This window comes from Mucilaginibacter sp. OAE612 (assembly GCF_041806395.1).
In the GTDB taxonomy this organism is placed as follows: domain Bacteria; phylum Bacteroidota; class Bacteroidia; order Sphingobacteriales; family Sphingobacteriaceae; genus Mucilaginibacter; species Mucilaginibacter rubeus.
This window is the reverse complement of sequence record NZ_JBGMUW010000001.1, coordinates 5,418,468-5,435,774: the sequence shown is the minus strand read 5'-3', so window position 1 is coordinate 5,435,774 and position 17,307 is coordinate 5,418,468. Positions and strand designations below refer to the sequence as shown.

Here is a 17,307-nt window from a genome sequence, read left to right as displayed (position 1 = left end):
TCTAATAAAATTTCTGATAGTAGTCAAAATAACTATCCAATATACTTTGGGTTGCTAATTTATCCAGATTTTCTTTGGTAATGATAAAAATGCTGTATTTATCCTTTGGAACCTTCATAATATCGGGTAGCAGAGGTACAATGGTACGTGCATAATCTTTAGCATCGGCAAGGCTGTAAAAACGGCCAACGTATATCAGCTGGTTATTTTCGCCAACGCTTTTAACGTGGTGGATTACTTCGCTACGGGTGTATCGTGTACGGTTAAACTGCCCTACTCCAAAACGTGTAGAAGCCAGATTAGTTGTACCACTGGATACATTTATCACAAAGTAATAGTTGCTGCTGTCGCGCTTGCTGAATATGTAGTTTACCGCTGGTGTATTGTTAATGGCGGCCGGGTGAACCGTAGCCACAGTATCTTTTTGTTTAGGTGCCGGCTGCGTGGCTATATCCCTTGAAGTATCCGGCATTTGGTGTTGCGGTAAAGGGATCTGGCCTACGGCAAGTTGTTTTGGTTGTTGAATTGCAGCCTGCTGAATTTGTGGTGCCGATGTTTTAGCCCCGGCTATTATATGCGTGTCCCGTTCGGGCAGGCGCTCCTGGGGAGTTACATTTTGTGCCGATGGGGTATATGGCGGACGGTATTCTGTTTGTTTTTGATATGCTACCGGTGGGGTAAAAGGGACCTCGTTAGGATCATCATTAAATAATACCACCGGACGCGCAGCTATTTCGACCTTGTTCGAATCGATATAGGCCAGGTGTTGGTTTACCAGTGGGGCGATGAGCTTATCCTGCGGATATGTTGCGGCGATTAACTGCAGATCGGCCTGAAATGGCGGCAACTTTTCCATATGCCCGGCAGCAATAGCTTTCAGATAGTATAACTGCGCTGCATACCGGTTGTCAGGATATTTGTTAAGCAAATCATTTGCTTTCTCAATCACTTTTGCGTATTGCTTTTGAGCATACTGATCGTACACTTCGTTATAAAAGCCGTTAAATACAGCATCTACATCTGCCAGCTTGCGTGCATAATCCGGATCGAGAATTACTTTAGCAAATACACTTTCCGGATACTCTTTAAGCAGCCTGTTCTTGTAATCGTTTGATTTTGTCGCATCGATATCGGCATAAAGTCTGTAAAGGTTATAATAGATAGAAGGTTTATCGCTGCTTTGAGGAAAGCGGCTAAGCAAAGTTTCGTAAGTGGCAATGGCTTCCTTTTTATCTTCCAATACATCACGATAAAAATTGGCCATTTCAAAATAAGCGTTGTAGATCTTGAAATTGGATTGCTGCAAAAGGGCAGGGGTGAGAGGCAGGTTTTTAACCAAGTCCTGCCTGAAAGTACCGGCCGATACATTTGTGCTATTGTACGCTACGCTACCAACCGGAGCATCCGGATCATTAACCTGTGAGCCAATGCCGGTATTGGCTGTAGGAATACCAGTATTTGAACGCCGGCTGCGGCGCCAGTTATCTTCAAGCTTTCGGTTGCCCCATAAACGCTTAAAGTCGTTATAGCCCTGGCTTACGGCGCTGTTGTTGTAAAAGTAAAATGTACTACCGCTGTTTTTATTGGAGGAAGGTGAATTACTGTTCCTGTCGAAGGTATTTGGCATAGTGCCGTTATTGACATTGGCAGCGGCACCGGTGGCTTCCAAAGCGGCCTGTTGCTGCTGACGTGTTTTGCGGGCTACCATTTCATCTATACGGGCATCGCGGGTTTTATCATCCAAAGCAGCAAGCATTTGCAGGGTATCCTCGCGCGAGATGGTTTCAAGCAGGCGGGTAAGGATCTGCAGGTTATCGGCCTTTTTGCGGATGATCCGGTATCCCGGGTAATTTATCGACAGGTTATTGAGCGTACTGTCATAATAAAGCCTGGCACTTACGTAATCGGCCTTGTTTTTAAAGTTGATATCGGCAATACGTAAATACGAAAGCCCTTTTTGGTTTTGATTTTTGGTGCTAACCCGCACCGATTTCTTGTAACTTTTCAGGGCGTTGTCGATTTCGCCGGCTTTGAACTGTTGTTCACCAATCTGGTAATAGATCTGGTCGTAAAAATCGGTATTGTCTTCATTCTTAAGCAGGGCACGTAGCAGATCGATCTTACTGGCTTTAACACCGTTTTGATTGTCGCGGATGCGGATCCTGTTAAGGTTAGCATTAAATGCCATTTCAAAACTGGCGTTGCTTTTAACTATGCGGGTATAGCTTTCATAGGCATCGGCCGGCTTGAGGTTGAGTTCCTGTAATTGGCCCAGGATAAATATCCAGCGGAGTTTGAGATTGCTGACATAACTGTATTTAATGGCCAGTTTAGCCATCTCTTCGGCTTCGGCATAGTTTTGGGTTAAGATATCATATTGCAGCTTGGTGGCGTAAACATCAGCAGTAATATTTTTTTTAGGGTTGATATCCTGTATGGCCGAATCAATTACCAGTTTAGCTAAAGGTAACTGGTTAAGGTACATAAGCCCGCGGGCTTTCCATACCAAAGCCTCCTGTTTTAAATTAGCTTGCTTGCCGAACGAACGGGTTACGTAGTTGAAGTATTCTACCGCATCAAAATAATTAGCTTCTAAATATCTTGCTTTTCCCAACACCAAATAGGCATCACCTAAATAATGGCTCTGCTCTTTAATGCTGATGATCTTGTTGGCTTTTACAATAGCTTCTTCCAGGTCCTTATCAGGTGTACCTGTTTGTACGGTGGTATCGGGATATACATTTAATAGCTCGCTATAAGCATCGGGAAAGGATGCTGCATAGCTTTCCTGCTTGAGCCTTAAAATTTCGTTAGCATTAAATAATATGTTGTAGTGGGCAGTGAGGTTTTGCACGGTGCGGTTAAACCCGCTTTGTTTTTCAAGCGAGCAACCGGCCGCTATCAATACAACTGCAAACAGAAAAAAAATGCTGGTGTTTGGTTTATAGGATGATGATAATCGCTTCAATGCTATATGGTAGTTAAAAAAGCATTGCTAAAATACTAAAGATTATGCAATAGGTTTAATAAATTTGCGCATGTCCGAAAATGAACAAAATAACGAAGATGAGGTAGGCAAGCCTTTAAGCGCTTATGCTAAATACAGCAGCATCGGTTTTCAGATGGTGGTTATCATCGGCATTTTTACATTTGCCGGTTATAAAATTGATGAAGCCGGCAAACATCATGTAAAATGGGCGACTGCCATACTTGCCCTTATCGGGGTATTCATTGCTTTGTTTATCGTTATCAGATCTGTTAAAAATTGAAACTGCGCACTGTTATTTTATCATTCCTGCTGTTTGCGGTTATCATGGCTGTGCCGCCATTACTGTTAAGCAAATCAACCCATGCCGCCTGGCTCGATCCTCATTTCTGGATGATATATGCTTTTGTAACCGGGCTCACATTTATCACCATTGTTTCCATATTGATGGTAACCAAAATTAACAAGGAAATATATGCTCAAACCTTCCTTGGGGCAACCATGATCAAGCTTTTGACCTGCATGTTTTTTTGCCTGTTTTTTTTAGTTAAAATCAAAGTAAATGGGGTGATATTTGTTGCTAATTTTTTTTACGTATATTTCTTTAACCTCGCCTTTGAAATTTACGGTTTGTTACGTACCTTGCGCAACCAAAAATTAAAGTAAAAATCTCTCTGCTAATGGATTTTAGCCATATTTTGAACTCAAAAAAAATTACCTTAAGCATCATTTTAGGCGTTTTTTCGCTATTTGTAACGTTAAATGCTAACGCTGTACAAGAAAAAAATGAGTCATCAACAACTGTTGAAAGTAAAGAAAAGGAAAAATTTGACCCTAATGAAGCCATTCTTGAACACATTGCCGATTCGCACTATTTTCACATAGGTGGTAAGGTTGCTATTGGTTTGCCTGTTATACTTTATACAGACGGCGGACTGGAAGTATTTTCGGCTTCTGAATTCGAGCATGGTGAGAAAGCCCACCAGGGTAAATACCACAATTATGCTTTAATTAAAGACAAAATTAAAGTTGTTGGCGCCGATGGTACAACCGTTGATGAAACCGCAAAGATTTTTGATTTGTCAATTACCCGCAACGTGTTTTCCATGTGGATGTCGGTAATATTGCTGATCATCATATTTGTTAGCGTTGCCGCTTCATATAAAAAGCGTGTAGGTAAAGCACCTAAAGGTTTACAGTCATTGCTGGAGCCGCTTATCCTGTTTATCCGCGATGAGGTTGCGTTGCCAAACATTGGTTACAAATACGCCAAGTTTATGCCGTTGCTGTTAACCATGTTCTTCTTTATCCTGATCAATAACCTGATTGGTATGGTGCCGTTTTTTCCCGGAGGTTCAAACCTTACCGGTAATATAGCGGTAACCATGGTGCTTGCTGTTATTACCCTTATCGTAGTTAATTTTAATGGTAACAAATACTATTGGAAACACATTTTTGCACCTGACGTTCCGTTTTGGCTTTACCCTATCATGTGGATAGTTGAGCTTGCCGGTATCATTTCAAAGCCTTTTGCGTTAATGGTGCGTTTGTTCGCAAACATCATGGCGGGCCACGTTATCGTATTGGCATTGATTTCATTAATCTTTATATTCCAGACACTTTGGGTATCGCCGGTATCAATAGCTTTCGCTTTGTTTATCGATGTGCTTGAGTTGCTGGTAGCTTTCTTACAGGCCTTCATCTTTACAATGCTTACCGCGTTGTTTATTGGCAGCGCTGTTGAAGAGCATCATCATTAATAATTTGTAATTAATAATAACACTATATTCATTTAAATTTAAAAACAATGGTTGGAAGTATTGCTGCATTAGGTGCAGGTTTAGCAGTTATCGGTGCTGGTATTGGTATCGGTCAAATCGGTGGTAAAGCGATGGAAGGTATTTCTCGTCAGCCGGAAGCTGCTTCAAAAATTCAGACTGCCATGATCATCGCTGCGGCACTTGTTGAAGGTGTTGCTCTTTTCGGTGTGATCGTTGCACTTTTGGGTAACAAATAATTTTACCCGAAAAAAATAAAAACCGGGTGGTGTAACGGTTGGTTACACACCGGTTTTTACTTGAATGAATAATGTTAATTAGAACTATAGTCACAACAATAATATAAAAGATGGATTTAGTAATGCCTGATTGGGGTTTGGTTGTATGGACATCCGTAACCTTTTTATTCTTACTTATTTTACTGAGGGCATTTGCCTGGAAACCGATCATGGCCGCCATTGGCGATCGTGAGCGTTCAATTGAAGATGCGTTATTGAAAGCAGAAGCTGCCAAAGAGGAAATGAGCCGTTTAACCAATGAAAACGAATCATTGATTAAACAAGCCCGGGCCGAGCGCGACCTGATCCTGTCTGAAGCACGTAAAGCGAAAGAGCAGATCGTATCTGATGCTAAAGAGGCTGCACACAAAGAAGGTGCACGTATGATTGAGCTTGCCCGTGTTGAAATTAACAACCAAAAAGCTATCGCTTTGGCTGATGTTAAAAACCAGGTAGCTACTTTATCTTTAGAGATTGCTGAGAAGATCCTTCGCAAGCAATTTGAAGATCAGCAGCAACAAGACGAATTGGTTAGCCAATTATTGAAAGAAGTGAAGTTATAAGATTTCGGATTTGGGATGTGGGATTTCGGATTTATTCCGGTACTCGCTAACCAGTTTAAATTCCGAAATTGAATATAAAAATTCCGAAATCGAAAATTCGAAATCCGAAATTAGAAAGAAATGTCAGAAATAACAGTAGCATCGAGATACGCCAAATCACTTATCGACCTTGCGCAGGAACAAAACATTGTTGATGCGGTGAAGGCAGATATGGATCTTTTTTTACATACCTTAAAAGGAAGTTCTGAACTGGCCGCTGTTTTGGCTAACCCTATTATTTCACAGGCTAAAAAGATCAATGTTCTTGAAGCTGTGTTTGGTGGTAAGGTAAATAAAGCCAGCATTATGTTCTTTAAGCTAATGATAAATAAAGGTCGTGGCGAGGTTTTGTATTTTACTGCCCAGGAGTATATCAACCTTTTCAATATTAAAAGGAACATTACTAAGGCTAAAGTTACATCAGCTACAGCATTATCTGATGCCAATAAAAAGACGCTGGTAGATGAATTGCAAAAAGCTATTGGTGGCACTGTAGTGTTGTATACTAAGATTGATCCGTCACTGATTGGCGGTTTTGTGCTTAACGTGGGCGACAGGCAGGTTGATACCAGCATTGCTGCAAGCCTCAGGAAGATGAAAAAAGAATTTGCTGCAAAAGCATAGTTAATTAAGTATTAAAAGTAAAACTCTAAATAAATTTTAAACAATGGTAGAGGTAAGACCAGACGAAGTATCAGCAATTTTGCGTCAGCAGTTGGCCGGCTTCAAGTCAGAATCTGAATTAGAAGAAGTGGGTACTGTACTCCAGGTGGGTGACGGTATCGCACGCGTTTATGGATTAACTAAAGTACAGTCGGGTGAGTTGGTTGAGTTTGGCACAGGATTGCAAGGCATCGTACTTAACCTTGAAGAAGATAACGTGGGTGTGGTATTGTTAGGTAAATCTGACGATATTAAAGAAGGTGATACCGTTAAACGTACCAACAGGATTGCATCAATCAACGTAGGCGAAGGCATGCTTGGCCGTGTTGTTGATACCTTAGGCGCCCCTATTGATGGTAAAGGCCCAATCACCGGTCAAACTTACGAGATGCCGCTTGAGCGTAAAGCGCCAGGTGTAATCTATCGTCAGCCGGTAACCGAGCCATTACAAACCGGTATCAAAGCTATCGACGCGATGATCCCTATCGGTCGTGGCCAGCGTGAGTTGGTTATCGGTGATCGTCAAACAGGTAAAACTGCGGTTTGTATCGATACCATCATCAACCAAAAAGAATTTTATGATGCAGGTAAACCTGTAATCTGTATATATGTAGCTTGCGGACAAAAAGCATCAACTGTTGCTAACATCGTTCGTACGCTTGAAGAGAACGGCGCTATGCCTTACTCTATCGTAGTTGCTGCTAACGCTTCAGACTCTGCTACCATGCAGTTCTTTGCTCCGTTTGCAGGTGCAGCTATCGGCGAGTACTTCCGTGATACAGGCCGTCCGGCTTTGATCATCTATGATGACTTGTCAAAACAAGCTGTTGCTTACCGTGAGGTTTCATTGTTGTTACGTCGTCCACCGGGCCGTGAGGCTTATCCGGGTGACGTATTTTACCTGCACAGCCGTTTATTAGAGCGTGCCGCTAAAATCAACTCAAATGATTCTATCGCGCAGCAAATGAACGACCTTCCTGAGTCTATCAAAGGCATCGTTAAAGGTGGTGGTTCATTAACAGCTCTTCCAATCATTGAAACACAAGCTGGTGACGTATCTGCATATATCCCAACCAACGTAATCTCTATCACTGATGGTCAGATCTTCCTGGAGTCTAACTTGTTCAACGCAGGTGTTCGTCCGGCTATTAACGTAGGTATCTCTGTGTCACGTGTAGGTGGTAACGCGCAGATCAAATCAATGAAGAAAGTTGCCGGTACTTTGAAACTTGACCAGGCTCAGTTCCGTGAGCTTGAGGCTTTCTCAAAATTCGGATCTGACCTTGATGCTTCAACCAAAAACGTGTTGGATAAAGGTATCCGTAACGTAGAGATACTGAAACAAGGTCAGTACTCTCCGGTAACTGTAGAAAAACAAGTTGCTATCATTTACCTTGGTACTAAAAACTTAATGCGTAACGTACCGGTAAATAAAGTAAGGGAGTTCGAAACCGAATTTACCGATCAGTTAGAAGTTCGTCACCCTGAAGTTTTAGCGGCCCTTAAAGCAGGTAAATTTGACGACCAGCTTACCGGCGTACTGGAAACAGTAGCTAAAGAATTGTCAGCAAGGTATTAATTTTTAGATTTGAGATGTTAGATGTGAGATATGAGACTGGTCTCTTCCACATCTGACATCTTTATATAAATTAGATAAACAGATTGAAAGTGCAGATGTGAGGCTATCTCAAATCTCATATCTCAAATCTCACATCTCAATAAAGAATGGCTAATTTAAAAGAAGTAAGAAACAGGATCAAATCTGTATCATCAACCCAGCAGATCACCAAGGCTATGAAAATGGTTTCGGCTGCTAAGTTGAAACGTGCTACCAACGCTATTATTCAGCTGCGTCCTTACGCAAGTAAGTTGAAGGACCTGCTGGCTAACTTATCTGCAAGTTTGGAGGATAACACTTCGCCTTACCTTCAGGAGCGTGAGCCGGTACGTGTATTGGTAGTTGTGGTATCATCAAACCGTGGTTTGGCCGGTGCTTTCAATACCAACGTTATTAAAACTGCCAATAATCTTATTGCCGAAAAATATCCTAAGCAACTTGCCGCCGGTAACGTATCTATCGTTGCTATCGGTAAAAAAGCACAGGAGTTTTACCAAAGGCGTAAGTACAACGTAATTGGCAACAACAACGACCTGTACTCGGACCTTAACTTCGAGAACGCTTCAAAAATTACCGAAGCTATTATGCAGGGCTTTGTTAACGGCGATTACGACCGTGTGGAGCTGGTGTATAACCATTTCCGCAATGCTGCGGTACAATACCTGATCACTGAACAGTTATTACCAGTGCCAAAGGCCGAGAAGAAAGAGGAAGTAAAAGCAGCTAATGTTGATTACATCCTTGAGCCATCACAACAGGAAATTGTTGAGCAATTGATCCCTAAAAATATCAAGATTCAACTTTACCGTGCGGTGTTGGATTCAAATGCATCTGAACACGGTGCCCGTATGACAGCGATGGATAAAGCGACCGAAAATGCCGGCGAGCTTTTGAAATCATTGAAACTTTCATACAACCAGGCCCGTCAGGCAGCCATCACTACCGAGCTTACCGAGATCGTGAGTGGTGCGGCAGCCCTTTCAGGCGGTAACTAAGTTTAAAATACTTTTATATAGAAAAGGCTTTCCGGGAGGAGAGCCTTTTTTGTTGGATGTGGATTACTATTTTATTACTAAATTTTGACCTTTATTAAGGCCACAAATGGATAAAGAAAATGAGGATAAAATATTTAAAGCTTTTGAATAGAAATCCTATTGTAAGAGCGCAGGGTTCTGAATACTTCTTGAGAAACGAACCTCTTTCGAATGCTGAAATTAAGAGTCTTGAAAGTTCATACAATAACGGGCGGGATTTTCCATCTTCATTAAAGGAGTTATTATCGATAGCTGGTGAAAGCTGTTATGTTTTGGAATACGGTGCATTTGATTCTTTAGAAGATATGCAGCAAGAAGCGCGTAGTTGGTTGATCGATGATGATCGAAATCTTAGCATAACCCGGCCCTTCTTTATAATTGATGTGTATAATTATGGAGAGAAGTTTCTATTTGTTTATTTGGATGAAGATGACGATCCATTTGTATATCAGGCTTTATTGGATAAAGATCCTTGGATTCATGAGCTCGGTTCGACGCTTTCAGAATATATAGAATCGAGTGTTAAGATTGTGCTTAAGGGTTACAATCCATTTTAGAAAGGATGTCTCGAAAACTGGTCGAAGTTTAGCCCAAAACTGGTTGAAGCTTAGCGACAGCGTAACTTCGTCCTAAAACAATGCAAGCATCCTGCTTGCGAAATCAATAACCTAAATCTATATTCGTATAAATGGGCCGCAAATACACTTTCCACGAACATGATCAACTTTATTTTGTAAGCTTTGCCACTATAAACTGAATAGATGTTTTTGTACGGCGTATTTATTGCGACATCGTTGTGGACAGCCTTAAGTATTGTATTGAAAACAAAGGATTAGAATTGTATGCCTGGTGTATTATGTCGAGTCATGTACATTTGATCATTAGTACTGAAAAAGGTAACTTATCGGATATTTTGCGTGATTTAAAAAGACATACTTCTAAAACAATTTTAAAAGCCATTGCCGAAAATATTCAAGAGAGCAGACGAGAATGGCTGTTATGGATGTTTGAACATGCGGGGAAGCGAAATGCTAATAACGAGCAATACCAATTTTGGCAGCAAAGTACCCCCCTATTGAATTATCAACTCATCAAATGATGGTTCAAAGATTAGATTATCTCCATAATAACCCGGTTGAATCTGGCGCGGTGGATTATCCGCCAAATTACTTATACAGCGGTGCGAAGGATTATTATTTAGATGAGGGTGGGTTGGCGCCGGTTATAAAGTTAAGCTGAAAGCTTAACCCATTTTAGGACGAAGTTATGCTATCGTTAAACTTCGACCAGTACTTGTAAACACCCAACCTGGTTTGCAAGCGGCATAAAATCATAAAAACTTTATCGCTTTTTCGGTAAACATTTCTATTTTTGCGCAAACATTAAAAATCGGTACCATGGAATCAATGGAAAATGCTAACGCAGAAGGTCATTACAAATTATTAACTGTAGCTATTGTTATCGGTATAGTAGGCGTGTTCCTGCGTTTTGCCGGCGATGCCAACACAGGCTTCATGTTTACTTCTATATCAAATATTATTTTGATCATTGGTATCCTGATCGCTTTGAAATGCGTTTTCGCAATTATGAAGTAATAAACCTGTAACAGGGAAATGATATAAAAAAAGCGCTTTCATTTGAAGGCGCTTTTTTTGTGCTTTTTATTTGGGGTGATACCCCGATTCGTTAAGGAGCTTTTGGGCATCTTTATCGGCCATCAGCTGCGGTAGCGTTACATCAGGGTGCTTATCCATATATTTCCTTACTATCTGCCAGCCCGTCCACACAGCAAGTTTCGGTGCCGATTCATTCTTTTCGCCAAGGCCGGGAGTGAAGGGGGCTTCTGTAAGATATTTTTGGATTTTTTGATAATCAGTTTCGTACAGCAGGTTTTGTTCTAAAAAGTATCCCCAGATTTTACTTTCAAATTCATGGCACCATTTTAGTTGTTCGGTAGTGTACCGGATCTTGGTGCTATCAGCCACATCGGGCAGTATCTTGTCCATAAAGTACATGATCTTGCCGTTATAGATCATTTTATTCAGGAGCGCTTTATCATTATCATCTTCCGGGAACATATCTTCTCGCGCTATGCCTTCAACCACTCGGGGTGTAATGTTATCAGGCGTAAACCATCTGGAAAGATAATGCGGAAAAGCATTGGTGAGCGAAGGATAAAAACGTGAATCCGCACCCAGAAACAAATCTATTCCGACGCCGAAGTAGCCATCGCCAATGGTAGTTTGTGCCTGGAAACCGGAAATATAAGCATATACCCGCGGGAGCGGTTTTTGAGGGTAATAATATTTAATGTATTTAAAAGCCTCGGTAAGGCTGGCGTTCTGCCGGTCCATATTAGGGAAGGCGGCATCGGCGTCGTGCTTGAGGTCGTTATAGGCTTTGCCCGCGAATACCTGCCGAAGTGGTTTAAAATAGGTGGTATCCTTAGTACTGCCAACCTGTAAAATGCGTTCGATAAAATCAGGGTAAAAACTGCCGTATTGTTTTTGCAGGTAGGAAGCTTGCAAGACCATCGGTTTATTGTGCATGGCATCAAAATCATGGTCGAACCGTTCAATTTTGACATTAACGTTAATATTGCTTACATCAATTTTTTTGTTGCGGGTACAACTGCTTGATATCAGGCCGATGGAAAAAATTAAGTAAATTTGCTTTGCTATATACCGGGTAGGGTTCATCTTTATCCTTTAAGGCAAAAGTAAATTTATTTGCATTAATGTTGTTACTATTGTTAAGTCAATAGTCGGTAGTCCTAAATCGAAAGTCTTATTTTTTGACTTTATACTAAAGACTTGCGACTTAAGACTAAAATATACATATACTATGAAAATCGCGTTAGCCCAGCTCAACTATCACGTAGGTAATTTTGAATCGAACACTAATAAGATCATTGATCATATTATCAAGGCGAAAAATAACGGGGCCGACCTGGTTGTATTTGCCGAGCTATGTGTTTGCGGTTATCCTTCGCGCGATTTTTTAGAGTTTGACGAATTTATAGGCCTGTGCGATGAAGCTGCTAAAAAGATAGCTGAAGTATGTGTTGATATAGCCTGCATCATAGGCTTACCAACACCCAACCATAAAACAGAGGGTAAAGATCTGAGCAATTCTGCTTATTTTATTGAGAATGGCGAGGTGAAAGCAGTGGTAAACAAAGCCTTGCTGCCTAATTACGATGTATTTGACGAATACCGTTACTTTGAGCCCTCAACCGAGTTTAATTGTATTGAGTTTAAAGGCAAGCGAATAGCGCTTACTATTTGCGAGGATCTCTGGAATACCATCGAAAACCCGCTATACGTTACCCGACCGATGGATACCCTCATTCATCAAAACCCGCACCTAATGATCAATATAGCTGCGTCACCGTTCGCTTATAATCACGATGAGGAGCGTATTGAGATATTGAGTGATAACGCCAGCCGGTATAAGTTGCCATTGTTGTATGTTAATCACGTTGGCGCCCAAACGGAACTGATATTTGACGGAGGTTCGTTGGTGTTTGATAATACAGGTAAGCTAATTGATGAGATGCCTTATTTTGAGGAAAGCATGGCTTATTATACCTTAACTGAAGATAACACGCTAAGCTTTGATCATCCAACAACGATAAAAACCGAGCGTCCGGGCGATATTGAGCAGATCCATCAGGCCGTTATACTTGGCATCCGCGATTATTTTTATAAATCGGGCTTTAAGCAGGCAATTTTAGGTTTGTCGGGCGGTATTGATTCGGCCGTGGTATGCGCTTTGGCGGCAGAGGCGCTGGGGCCTCAAAATGTGATGGCTGTATTACTGCCTTCACGCTTTTCAACGGACCATTCATTGAAAGATGCTCAGGATTTGGTTGATAACCTTGGTTGCAAGCACGAAATAGTGCCCATTAAAAACATTACAGAAGCGTTTGAAACAGCGTTAAATCCGCAGTTCGATGGCTTGCCTTTTAATATCGCGGAGGAAAATATCCAATCGCGCAGTAGGGCTGTTTTATTAATGGCGATGTGCAATAAATTCGGGTACATTTTGTTGAACACCAGTAACAAGAGCGAGGCCGCTGTAGGCTATGGCACTTTATATGGTGATATGTGCGGCGGTATCTCTGTTATTGGCGATGTTTACAAAACCCAGGTGTTTGAGCTTGCCCGATACATTAATCGCGATAAGGAGATCATACCGATCAATTCCATCGTTAAACCGCCATCGGCCGAGTTAAGGCCAGACCAAAAAGATACCGATTCGCTGCCCGAATACGATGTGCTTGACAAGATTCTGGCCGAGTATATCGAAAATCGCTGCTCATCGGCCGAGATCATCAGGATGGGATATGACGAGGCAACCGTTCGCCGGGTTATCAAACTTACTAATTCGGCCGAGCATAAGCGTTATCAAACACCACCTATTTTAAGGGTATCACCAAAAGCATTTGGTATGGGCCGCAGGATGCCTATTGTGGGTAAATACCTGTCGTAACAGCTAAAATTTCACTCTTTAATTGTCAAGTTTACGAATATTGTAAAGCGTTGGTTGTTTTGTTTTAGTTGAGGTTGATTTTTCTTAAAATTGCCTATCTTTCAAACCAATGATCAAACTTTACACAATTATTTCTTTTTGCTTTTTGCTGTTGTTTGCAGTAAGCGACGCTATGGCTCAACAGCCTTTGATCAGCGAAAAGAACAGGCTTCAGCTTAACGATATTTCACAGCAATCGCTCACAAACTATAAAGCATCTCACGACAAGGCAGTGTCATTAGCGTCCACGCATGGATGGACATTATCCCGCCGTACAAAAAACGGCAACCTGGTTACCTTACAGGGAGTTAATAAATTAGGGTTCCCTATATATCTTATTACGCATAACAATACAACCGCGGCAGCCACCACAGGTACTAATACCCTGCAGCCCGGCGGTTCGTTGGGCTTAAATTTATCCGGCTCATCAGACTTTTTAACCAATAAACTGGCCATATGGGATGGCGGCGCGGTTTACAAAGCCCACCAGGAATTTGCAGGCAAAACCATCACACTAAAAACAACCGAACCGGTAAATGACCATTCATCACACGTGGCAGGTACCATGATTGCCAAAGGTATTTATGCACCGGCTAAGGGCATGTCGTTTGGAGCAACTACGCTTCAGTCATACGATTTTAATAATGATGAAACCACCATGAGTGCCGCTGCTGCCAATCTTCTACTTTCCAATCACTCATACGGGGTAGTAACGGGATGGGATTATAATGATTCGGCCGGCCGCTGGGAATGGAATGGTTTACCAGGCGACACGGTAGATTATAACTTTGGCTTCTACGACTCAAAAACAGCCAACTGGGATAAGATAGCTTATACTGCCCCATATTACCTCATTGTTGAATCGGCAGGTAACGAGCGCACAAGTAACGGCCCCGCGGTAGGCGAAACCTACTATGGTTACAAAAGTAAAACCGATCAAACTTTTGTGAACAAAGGCGCCCGCCCTGCCGGGATCAGCAATAATGATAGTTATGATATTATCAGCACCAGCGGCAATGCCAAAAACATACTTACTGTAGGTGCAGTTTACCCGCTGTTGTATGGGCCAAAAAACCGGAGCGATGTAGCCATCGCACCTTTTAGCAGCTGGGGGCCAACGGATGATGGCCGTATCAAACCCGATATTGTGGGCGATGGTGTTAACGTACTTTCGGTAGGGGTTGATAACACTACCTCATACGCTACTTTATCAGGTACCTCAATGGCTGCCCCTAATGTTACGGGCTCGCTTTATTTGCTGCAGGAATACTATGCTAAACAAAATGGAGGAACATTTATGCGGTCGGCCACATTGAAAGGGTTGGTTTGCCATACTGCCTTTGATGCCGGTAATGTGGGGCCTGATTATATTTATGGCTGGGGATTGCTTAACATGACCGAGGCTGCACAAGCCATAACCAATAATGGTGGTAAAAGCATAGTAAGCGAAAAAACGCTTAAACAGGGACAAACACAAACCTATAACGTAATAGCATCCGGTAACCGCTTACTGGCCGCAACCATATCATGGACCGATCTGCAAGGTACGCCAACCACCGAAGGCGTAATCAACAGCCGAACTCCTAAATTGGTGAATGACCTCGATATCAGGGTGAGCGACGGTACAACAACTTTTACCCCCTGGGTGCTTGACCCTAATAAGCCTGGATTTGCTGCAACTAAAGGGGACAATATCAGGGATAATATTGAACAGGTATATATCCCTAACTCGGTTCCCGGCAGGGCTTATACTATTACGGTATCGCATAAAGGAAGCTTGTCATCCGGGTCGCAGGCATACTCGCTTATTGTTACCGGGGTTGGGGGAACTGCTTACTGCGCTTCGGCTCCGCTCTCAAATGCCGACTCAAAGGTTGATAATTTAAAACTCGCTAATATTGATAATACCGCGGCTGCAGGCTGCACAGGCTATTCGGACTATACCAACCTTACCGTACAGCTTGAGCAGGCTAAAACGTATCCTTTGAGCATCACCCTTGGTACTTGCGGCAACAATTTTAATAAAGCTGCAAAAGTGTTTATAGACTGGAATGCTAACGGTGTGTTTGAAGATAATGAACTGGCAGCAACAACCGGGATCATTAATGGAACCGGTACCTATAATACCAACATTACCGTGCCGGGAACAGTAACTGCCGGGGCTTATAGCCTGATGCGGGTTGTGCTTACTGAAACCGGCGATGCATCAAGCATTAAAGCTTGCGGCAGCTATACCAAAGGCGAAACCCAGGATTACCGGGTGCAATTTCTGCAAACCAGTATTGACGCGGGCGTTATTTCCATTGTTAGCCCTGGTAGCAGTGGTTCGTGCTCGGCGAGTACACCTGTTACGGTGAGGCTTAAAAATTTTGGCAACGCGGCCATAAACAATATCCCGGTAACAGTTACCATTACCAATGCCAATAATGTTACAACTACTTACAACGAGATCTACAAGGCATCATTGCCCGCATTGGCCGAGGATAACTTTACCTTTAGCCAGGAGTTTAATGCGGTTGCAGGGGCATCCTATACTATTACCGCTACCAGTAAACTCACCGGCGATCCGGTTAGTAGCAATAATTCGGTTACAGCCAATATCACCATTAATTCGCCGGCAACTATTGGCGATCTGAGTGCTTATTATTGTACCACTACCAATCAATACGAGTTATTTGGCACCGGTGACGGTACTGTATTATGGTATCAGAATGCAACTGATGAATTGCCCATAGCCGCCGGAAGCGAAGCGTTAACAACTCAGGCGCCGGTTAATAATACTTATTATGCAGGCGTTAATGATTTTAGCGGAACAATCGGTCCGGCTACTAAAAGTGTGTTTACGGCTGGTGGTTATAATCAGTTTACCCCTTATATAACCGTAAACACTAAGGTGCCGGTATTAATTAAGAGCGCGCGTCTTTACATCGGTAATTCGGGTAAAATAACATTTAATGTATCTAATGCTAACGGGCAAATTGTATCGTCGGTTACCATAAATGCTGTTGCAACCCGTACCACCCCCCTGGCAGGCGCACAGCCCGATGACCCTAACGATCAGGGACAGGTGTATGATTTAAACCTGTCGTTACCAGGTGCCGGCAATTACCAGATTTCGGTTGATTTTGCTGATCAGGCTACAATATATCGTAACAACGGAGGGGTAACAGGTTATCCGTTTAAGATTGGTAATATATTTAGCATTACCGGTAACAGCGCCACTGCAACCAATGGCGATACAACCGCCTACAAAGGTTACTACTATTATTTTTACGATATGAAGGTGCAAAGCCTGGGCTGTGCATCGGCCGCACGTAAAGCGGTAACGTTAAGCAAGCCGCTTATTACCCAAACCAATAACACGCTTAACTCAAACTTTACCGATGGCAATCAGTGGCTGTTAAATGGTAATGTAATAAGCGGGGCTACCGCTGCAACTTACAACCCTGTACAAAGTGGAAAATACCAGGTGCAGGTTACACTGGCCAATGGCTGCGTGGCGCAATCAGATAATTATGTTTACGCACGCGAAGGCAGGGCCGGAAATAAAAATGAAATTGGGTTGAGCGTGTTCCCGGTACCGGTAAGTACTGATTTAAACGTGGTATTTGCGGCCAAAGAAGCCACCACCATGAAATTATCCCTCATTAATGCTTTAGGTGAAGCGGTTTACCAGGGTGGGCAGCAAAACATTGATCAGGGTAATTACAGCACTATTTTGAATGTGAGCAGGCAAACGCCGGGGGTATATGTGCTTAGGGTATTGCTTGGACAGAAGGTCTATTCGCAAAAAGTTATCATCACCCGTTAGGCAG

Annotated in this window: 16 protein-coding genes; 14 read left to right on the top strand and 2 right to left on the bottom strand. The window is 42.4% G+C overall.

All coding sequences use genetic code 11. The features are described from left to right. Position 1: 1 nt before the first annotated feature. Positions 2 to 2,968 (bottom strand): tetratricopeptide repeat protein, encoded by a 2,967-nt coding sequence (locus ABID99_RS22545; RefSeq protein WP_188834519.1) that lies wholly within the window; start codon positions 2,966 to 2,968, stop codon positions 2 to 4. 70 nt (positions 2,969 to 3,038) lie between these two features. On the opposite strand from ABID99_RS22545, the gene ABID99_RS22540 reads away from it, so the two are divergent. The 12 genes from ABID99_RS22540 (at position 3,039) to ABID99_RS22485 (ending at position 10,554) form a co-directional block, all read left to right on the top strand. Further along, positions 3,039 to 3,269: an AtpZ/AtpI family protein gene (locus ABID99_RS22540; RefSeq protein WP_188834518.1), complete on the top strand. Its 231-nt coding sequence runs from the start codon at positions 3,039 to 3,041 to the stop codon at positions 3,267 to 3,269. Then, entirely contained in the window at positions 3,266 to 3,652 is a 387-nt protein-coding gene (locus ABID99_RS22535) for a hypothetical protein (RefSeq protein ID WP_188834517.1), read from the top strand. Before ABID99_RS22540 ends, ABID99_RS22535 begins: the two co-directional genes overlap by 4 nt. A 14-nt stretch (positions 3,653 to 3,666) precedes the next feature. Further along, positions 3,667 to 4,746, top strand: coding sequence for a F0F1 ATP synthase subunit A (gene atpB, locus ABID99_RS22530; protein ID WP_188834516.1), 1,080 nt, complete (start codon positions 3,667 to 3,669; stop codon positions 4,744 to 4,746). Positions 4,747 to 4,793: 47 nt separating this feature from the next. Further along, positions 4,794 to 5,003 carry an ATP synthase F0 subunit C gene (gene atpE / locus ABID99_RS22525; protein ID WP_110585792.1) on the top strand — a complete coding sequence of 70 codons (210 nt, stop codon included), beginning with the start codon at positions 4,794 to 4,796 and terminating at the stop codon, positions 5,001 to 5,003. A gap of 110 nt (positions 5,004 to 5,113) precedes the next feature. After that, positions 5,114 to 5,605 (top strand): F0F1 ATP synthase subunit B, encoded by a 492-nt coding sequence (gene atpF, locus ABID99_RS22520; protein ID WP_176625293.1) that lies wholly within the window; start codon positions 5,114 to 5,116, stop codon positions 5,603 to 5,605. Between the two features lie 120 nt (positions 5,606 to 5,725). Continuing rightward, the gene (gene atpH, locus ABID99_RS22515; RefSeq protein ID WP_373615174.1) at positions 5,726 to 6,268 is read left to right on the top strand and encodes an ATP synthase F1 subunit delta; all 543 of its coding nucleotides are present in this window, start codon (positions 5,726 to 5,728) and stop codon (positions 6,266 to 6,268) included. A gap of 43 nt (positions 6,269 to 6,311) precedes the next feature. Continuing rightward, positions 6,312 to 7,886 carry a F0F1 ATP synthase subunit alpha gene (gene atpA, locus ABID99_RS22510; protein ID WP_112653231.1) on the top strand — a complete coding sequence of 525 codons (1,575 nt, stop codon included), beginning with the start codon at positions 6,312 to 6,314 and terminating at the stop codon, positions 7,884 to 7,886. Between the two features lie 146 nt (positions 7,887 to 8,032). Beyond that, the gene (atpG, locus tag ABID99_RS22505) at positions 8,033 to 8,920 is read left to right on the top strand and encodes an ATP synthase F1 subunit gamma (protein WP_090530320.1); all 888 of its coding nucleotides are present in this window, start codon (positions 8,033 to 8,035) and stop codon (positions 8,918 to 8,920) included. A 119-nt stretch (positions 8,921 to 9,039) separates the two neighbouring features. Then, positions 9,040 to 9,516, top strand: coding sequence for an SMI1/KNR4 family protein (locus ABID99_RS22500; protein WP_176625292.1), 477 nt, complete (start codon positions 9,040 to 9,042; stop codon positions 9,514 to 9,516). 239 nt (positions 9,517 to 9,755) lie between these two features. Next, a complete protein-coding gene (locus tag ABID99_RS22495; RefSeq protein WP_354486813.1) occupies positions 9,756 to 10,058 on the top strand; it encodes a transposase in 303 nt (100 codons plus the stop codon). After that, positions 10,055 to 10,198 (top strand): hypothetical protein, encoded by a 144-nt coding sequence (locus ABID99_RS22490; RefSeq protein ID WP_373615173.1) that lies wholly within the window; start codon positions 10,055 to 10,057, stop codon positions 10,196 to 10,198. The genes ABID99_RS22495 and ABID99_RS22490 overlap by 4 nt, the downstream gene beginning before the upstream one ends. A 158-nt stretch (positions 10,199 to 10,356) precedes the next feature. Further along, complete coding sequence (locus ABID99_RS22485) at positions 10,357 to 10,554, top strand: hypothetical protein (protein WP_090530314.1); 198 nt, start codon at positions 10,357 to 10,359, stop codon at positions 10,552 to 10,554. 66 nt (positions 10,555 to 10,620) lie between these two features. Here the strand turns inward: ABID99_RS22485 and gldB are convergent, their stop codons facing one another. After that, positions 10,621 to 11,658: a gliding motility lipoprotein GldB gene (gene gldB / locus ABID99_RS22480; protein ID WP_373615172.1), complete on the bottom strand. Its 1,038-nt coding sequence runs from the start codon at positions 11,656 to 11,658 to the stop codon at positions 10,621 to 10,623. A gap of 145 nt (positions 11,659 to 11,803) precedes the next feature. Between gldB and ABID99_RS22475 the strand changes: the two genes are divergently transcribed. Both ABID99_RS22475 and ABID99_RS22470 read left to right on the top strand, forming a co-directional pair. Then, positions 11,804 to 13,453 (top strand): NAD+ synthase, encoded by a 1,650-nt coding sequence (locus ABID99_RS22475; RefSeq protein WP_090530308.1) that lies wholly within the window; start codon positions 11,804 to 11,806, stop codon positions 13,451 to 13,453. Positions 13,454 to 13,562: 109 nt separating this feature from the next. Continuing rightward, positions 13,563 to 17,303, top strand: a complete 3,741-nt coding sequence (locus ABID99_RS22470; protein WP_373615171.1) for a S8 family serine peptidase — start codon at positions 13,563 to 13,565, stop codon at positions 17,301 to 17,303. The last annotated feature ends 4 nt before the right edge of the window (positions 17,304 to 17,307 follow it).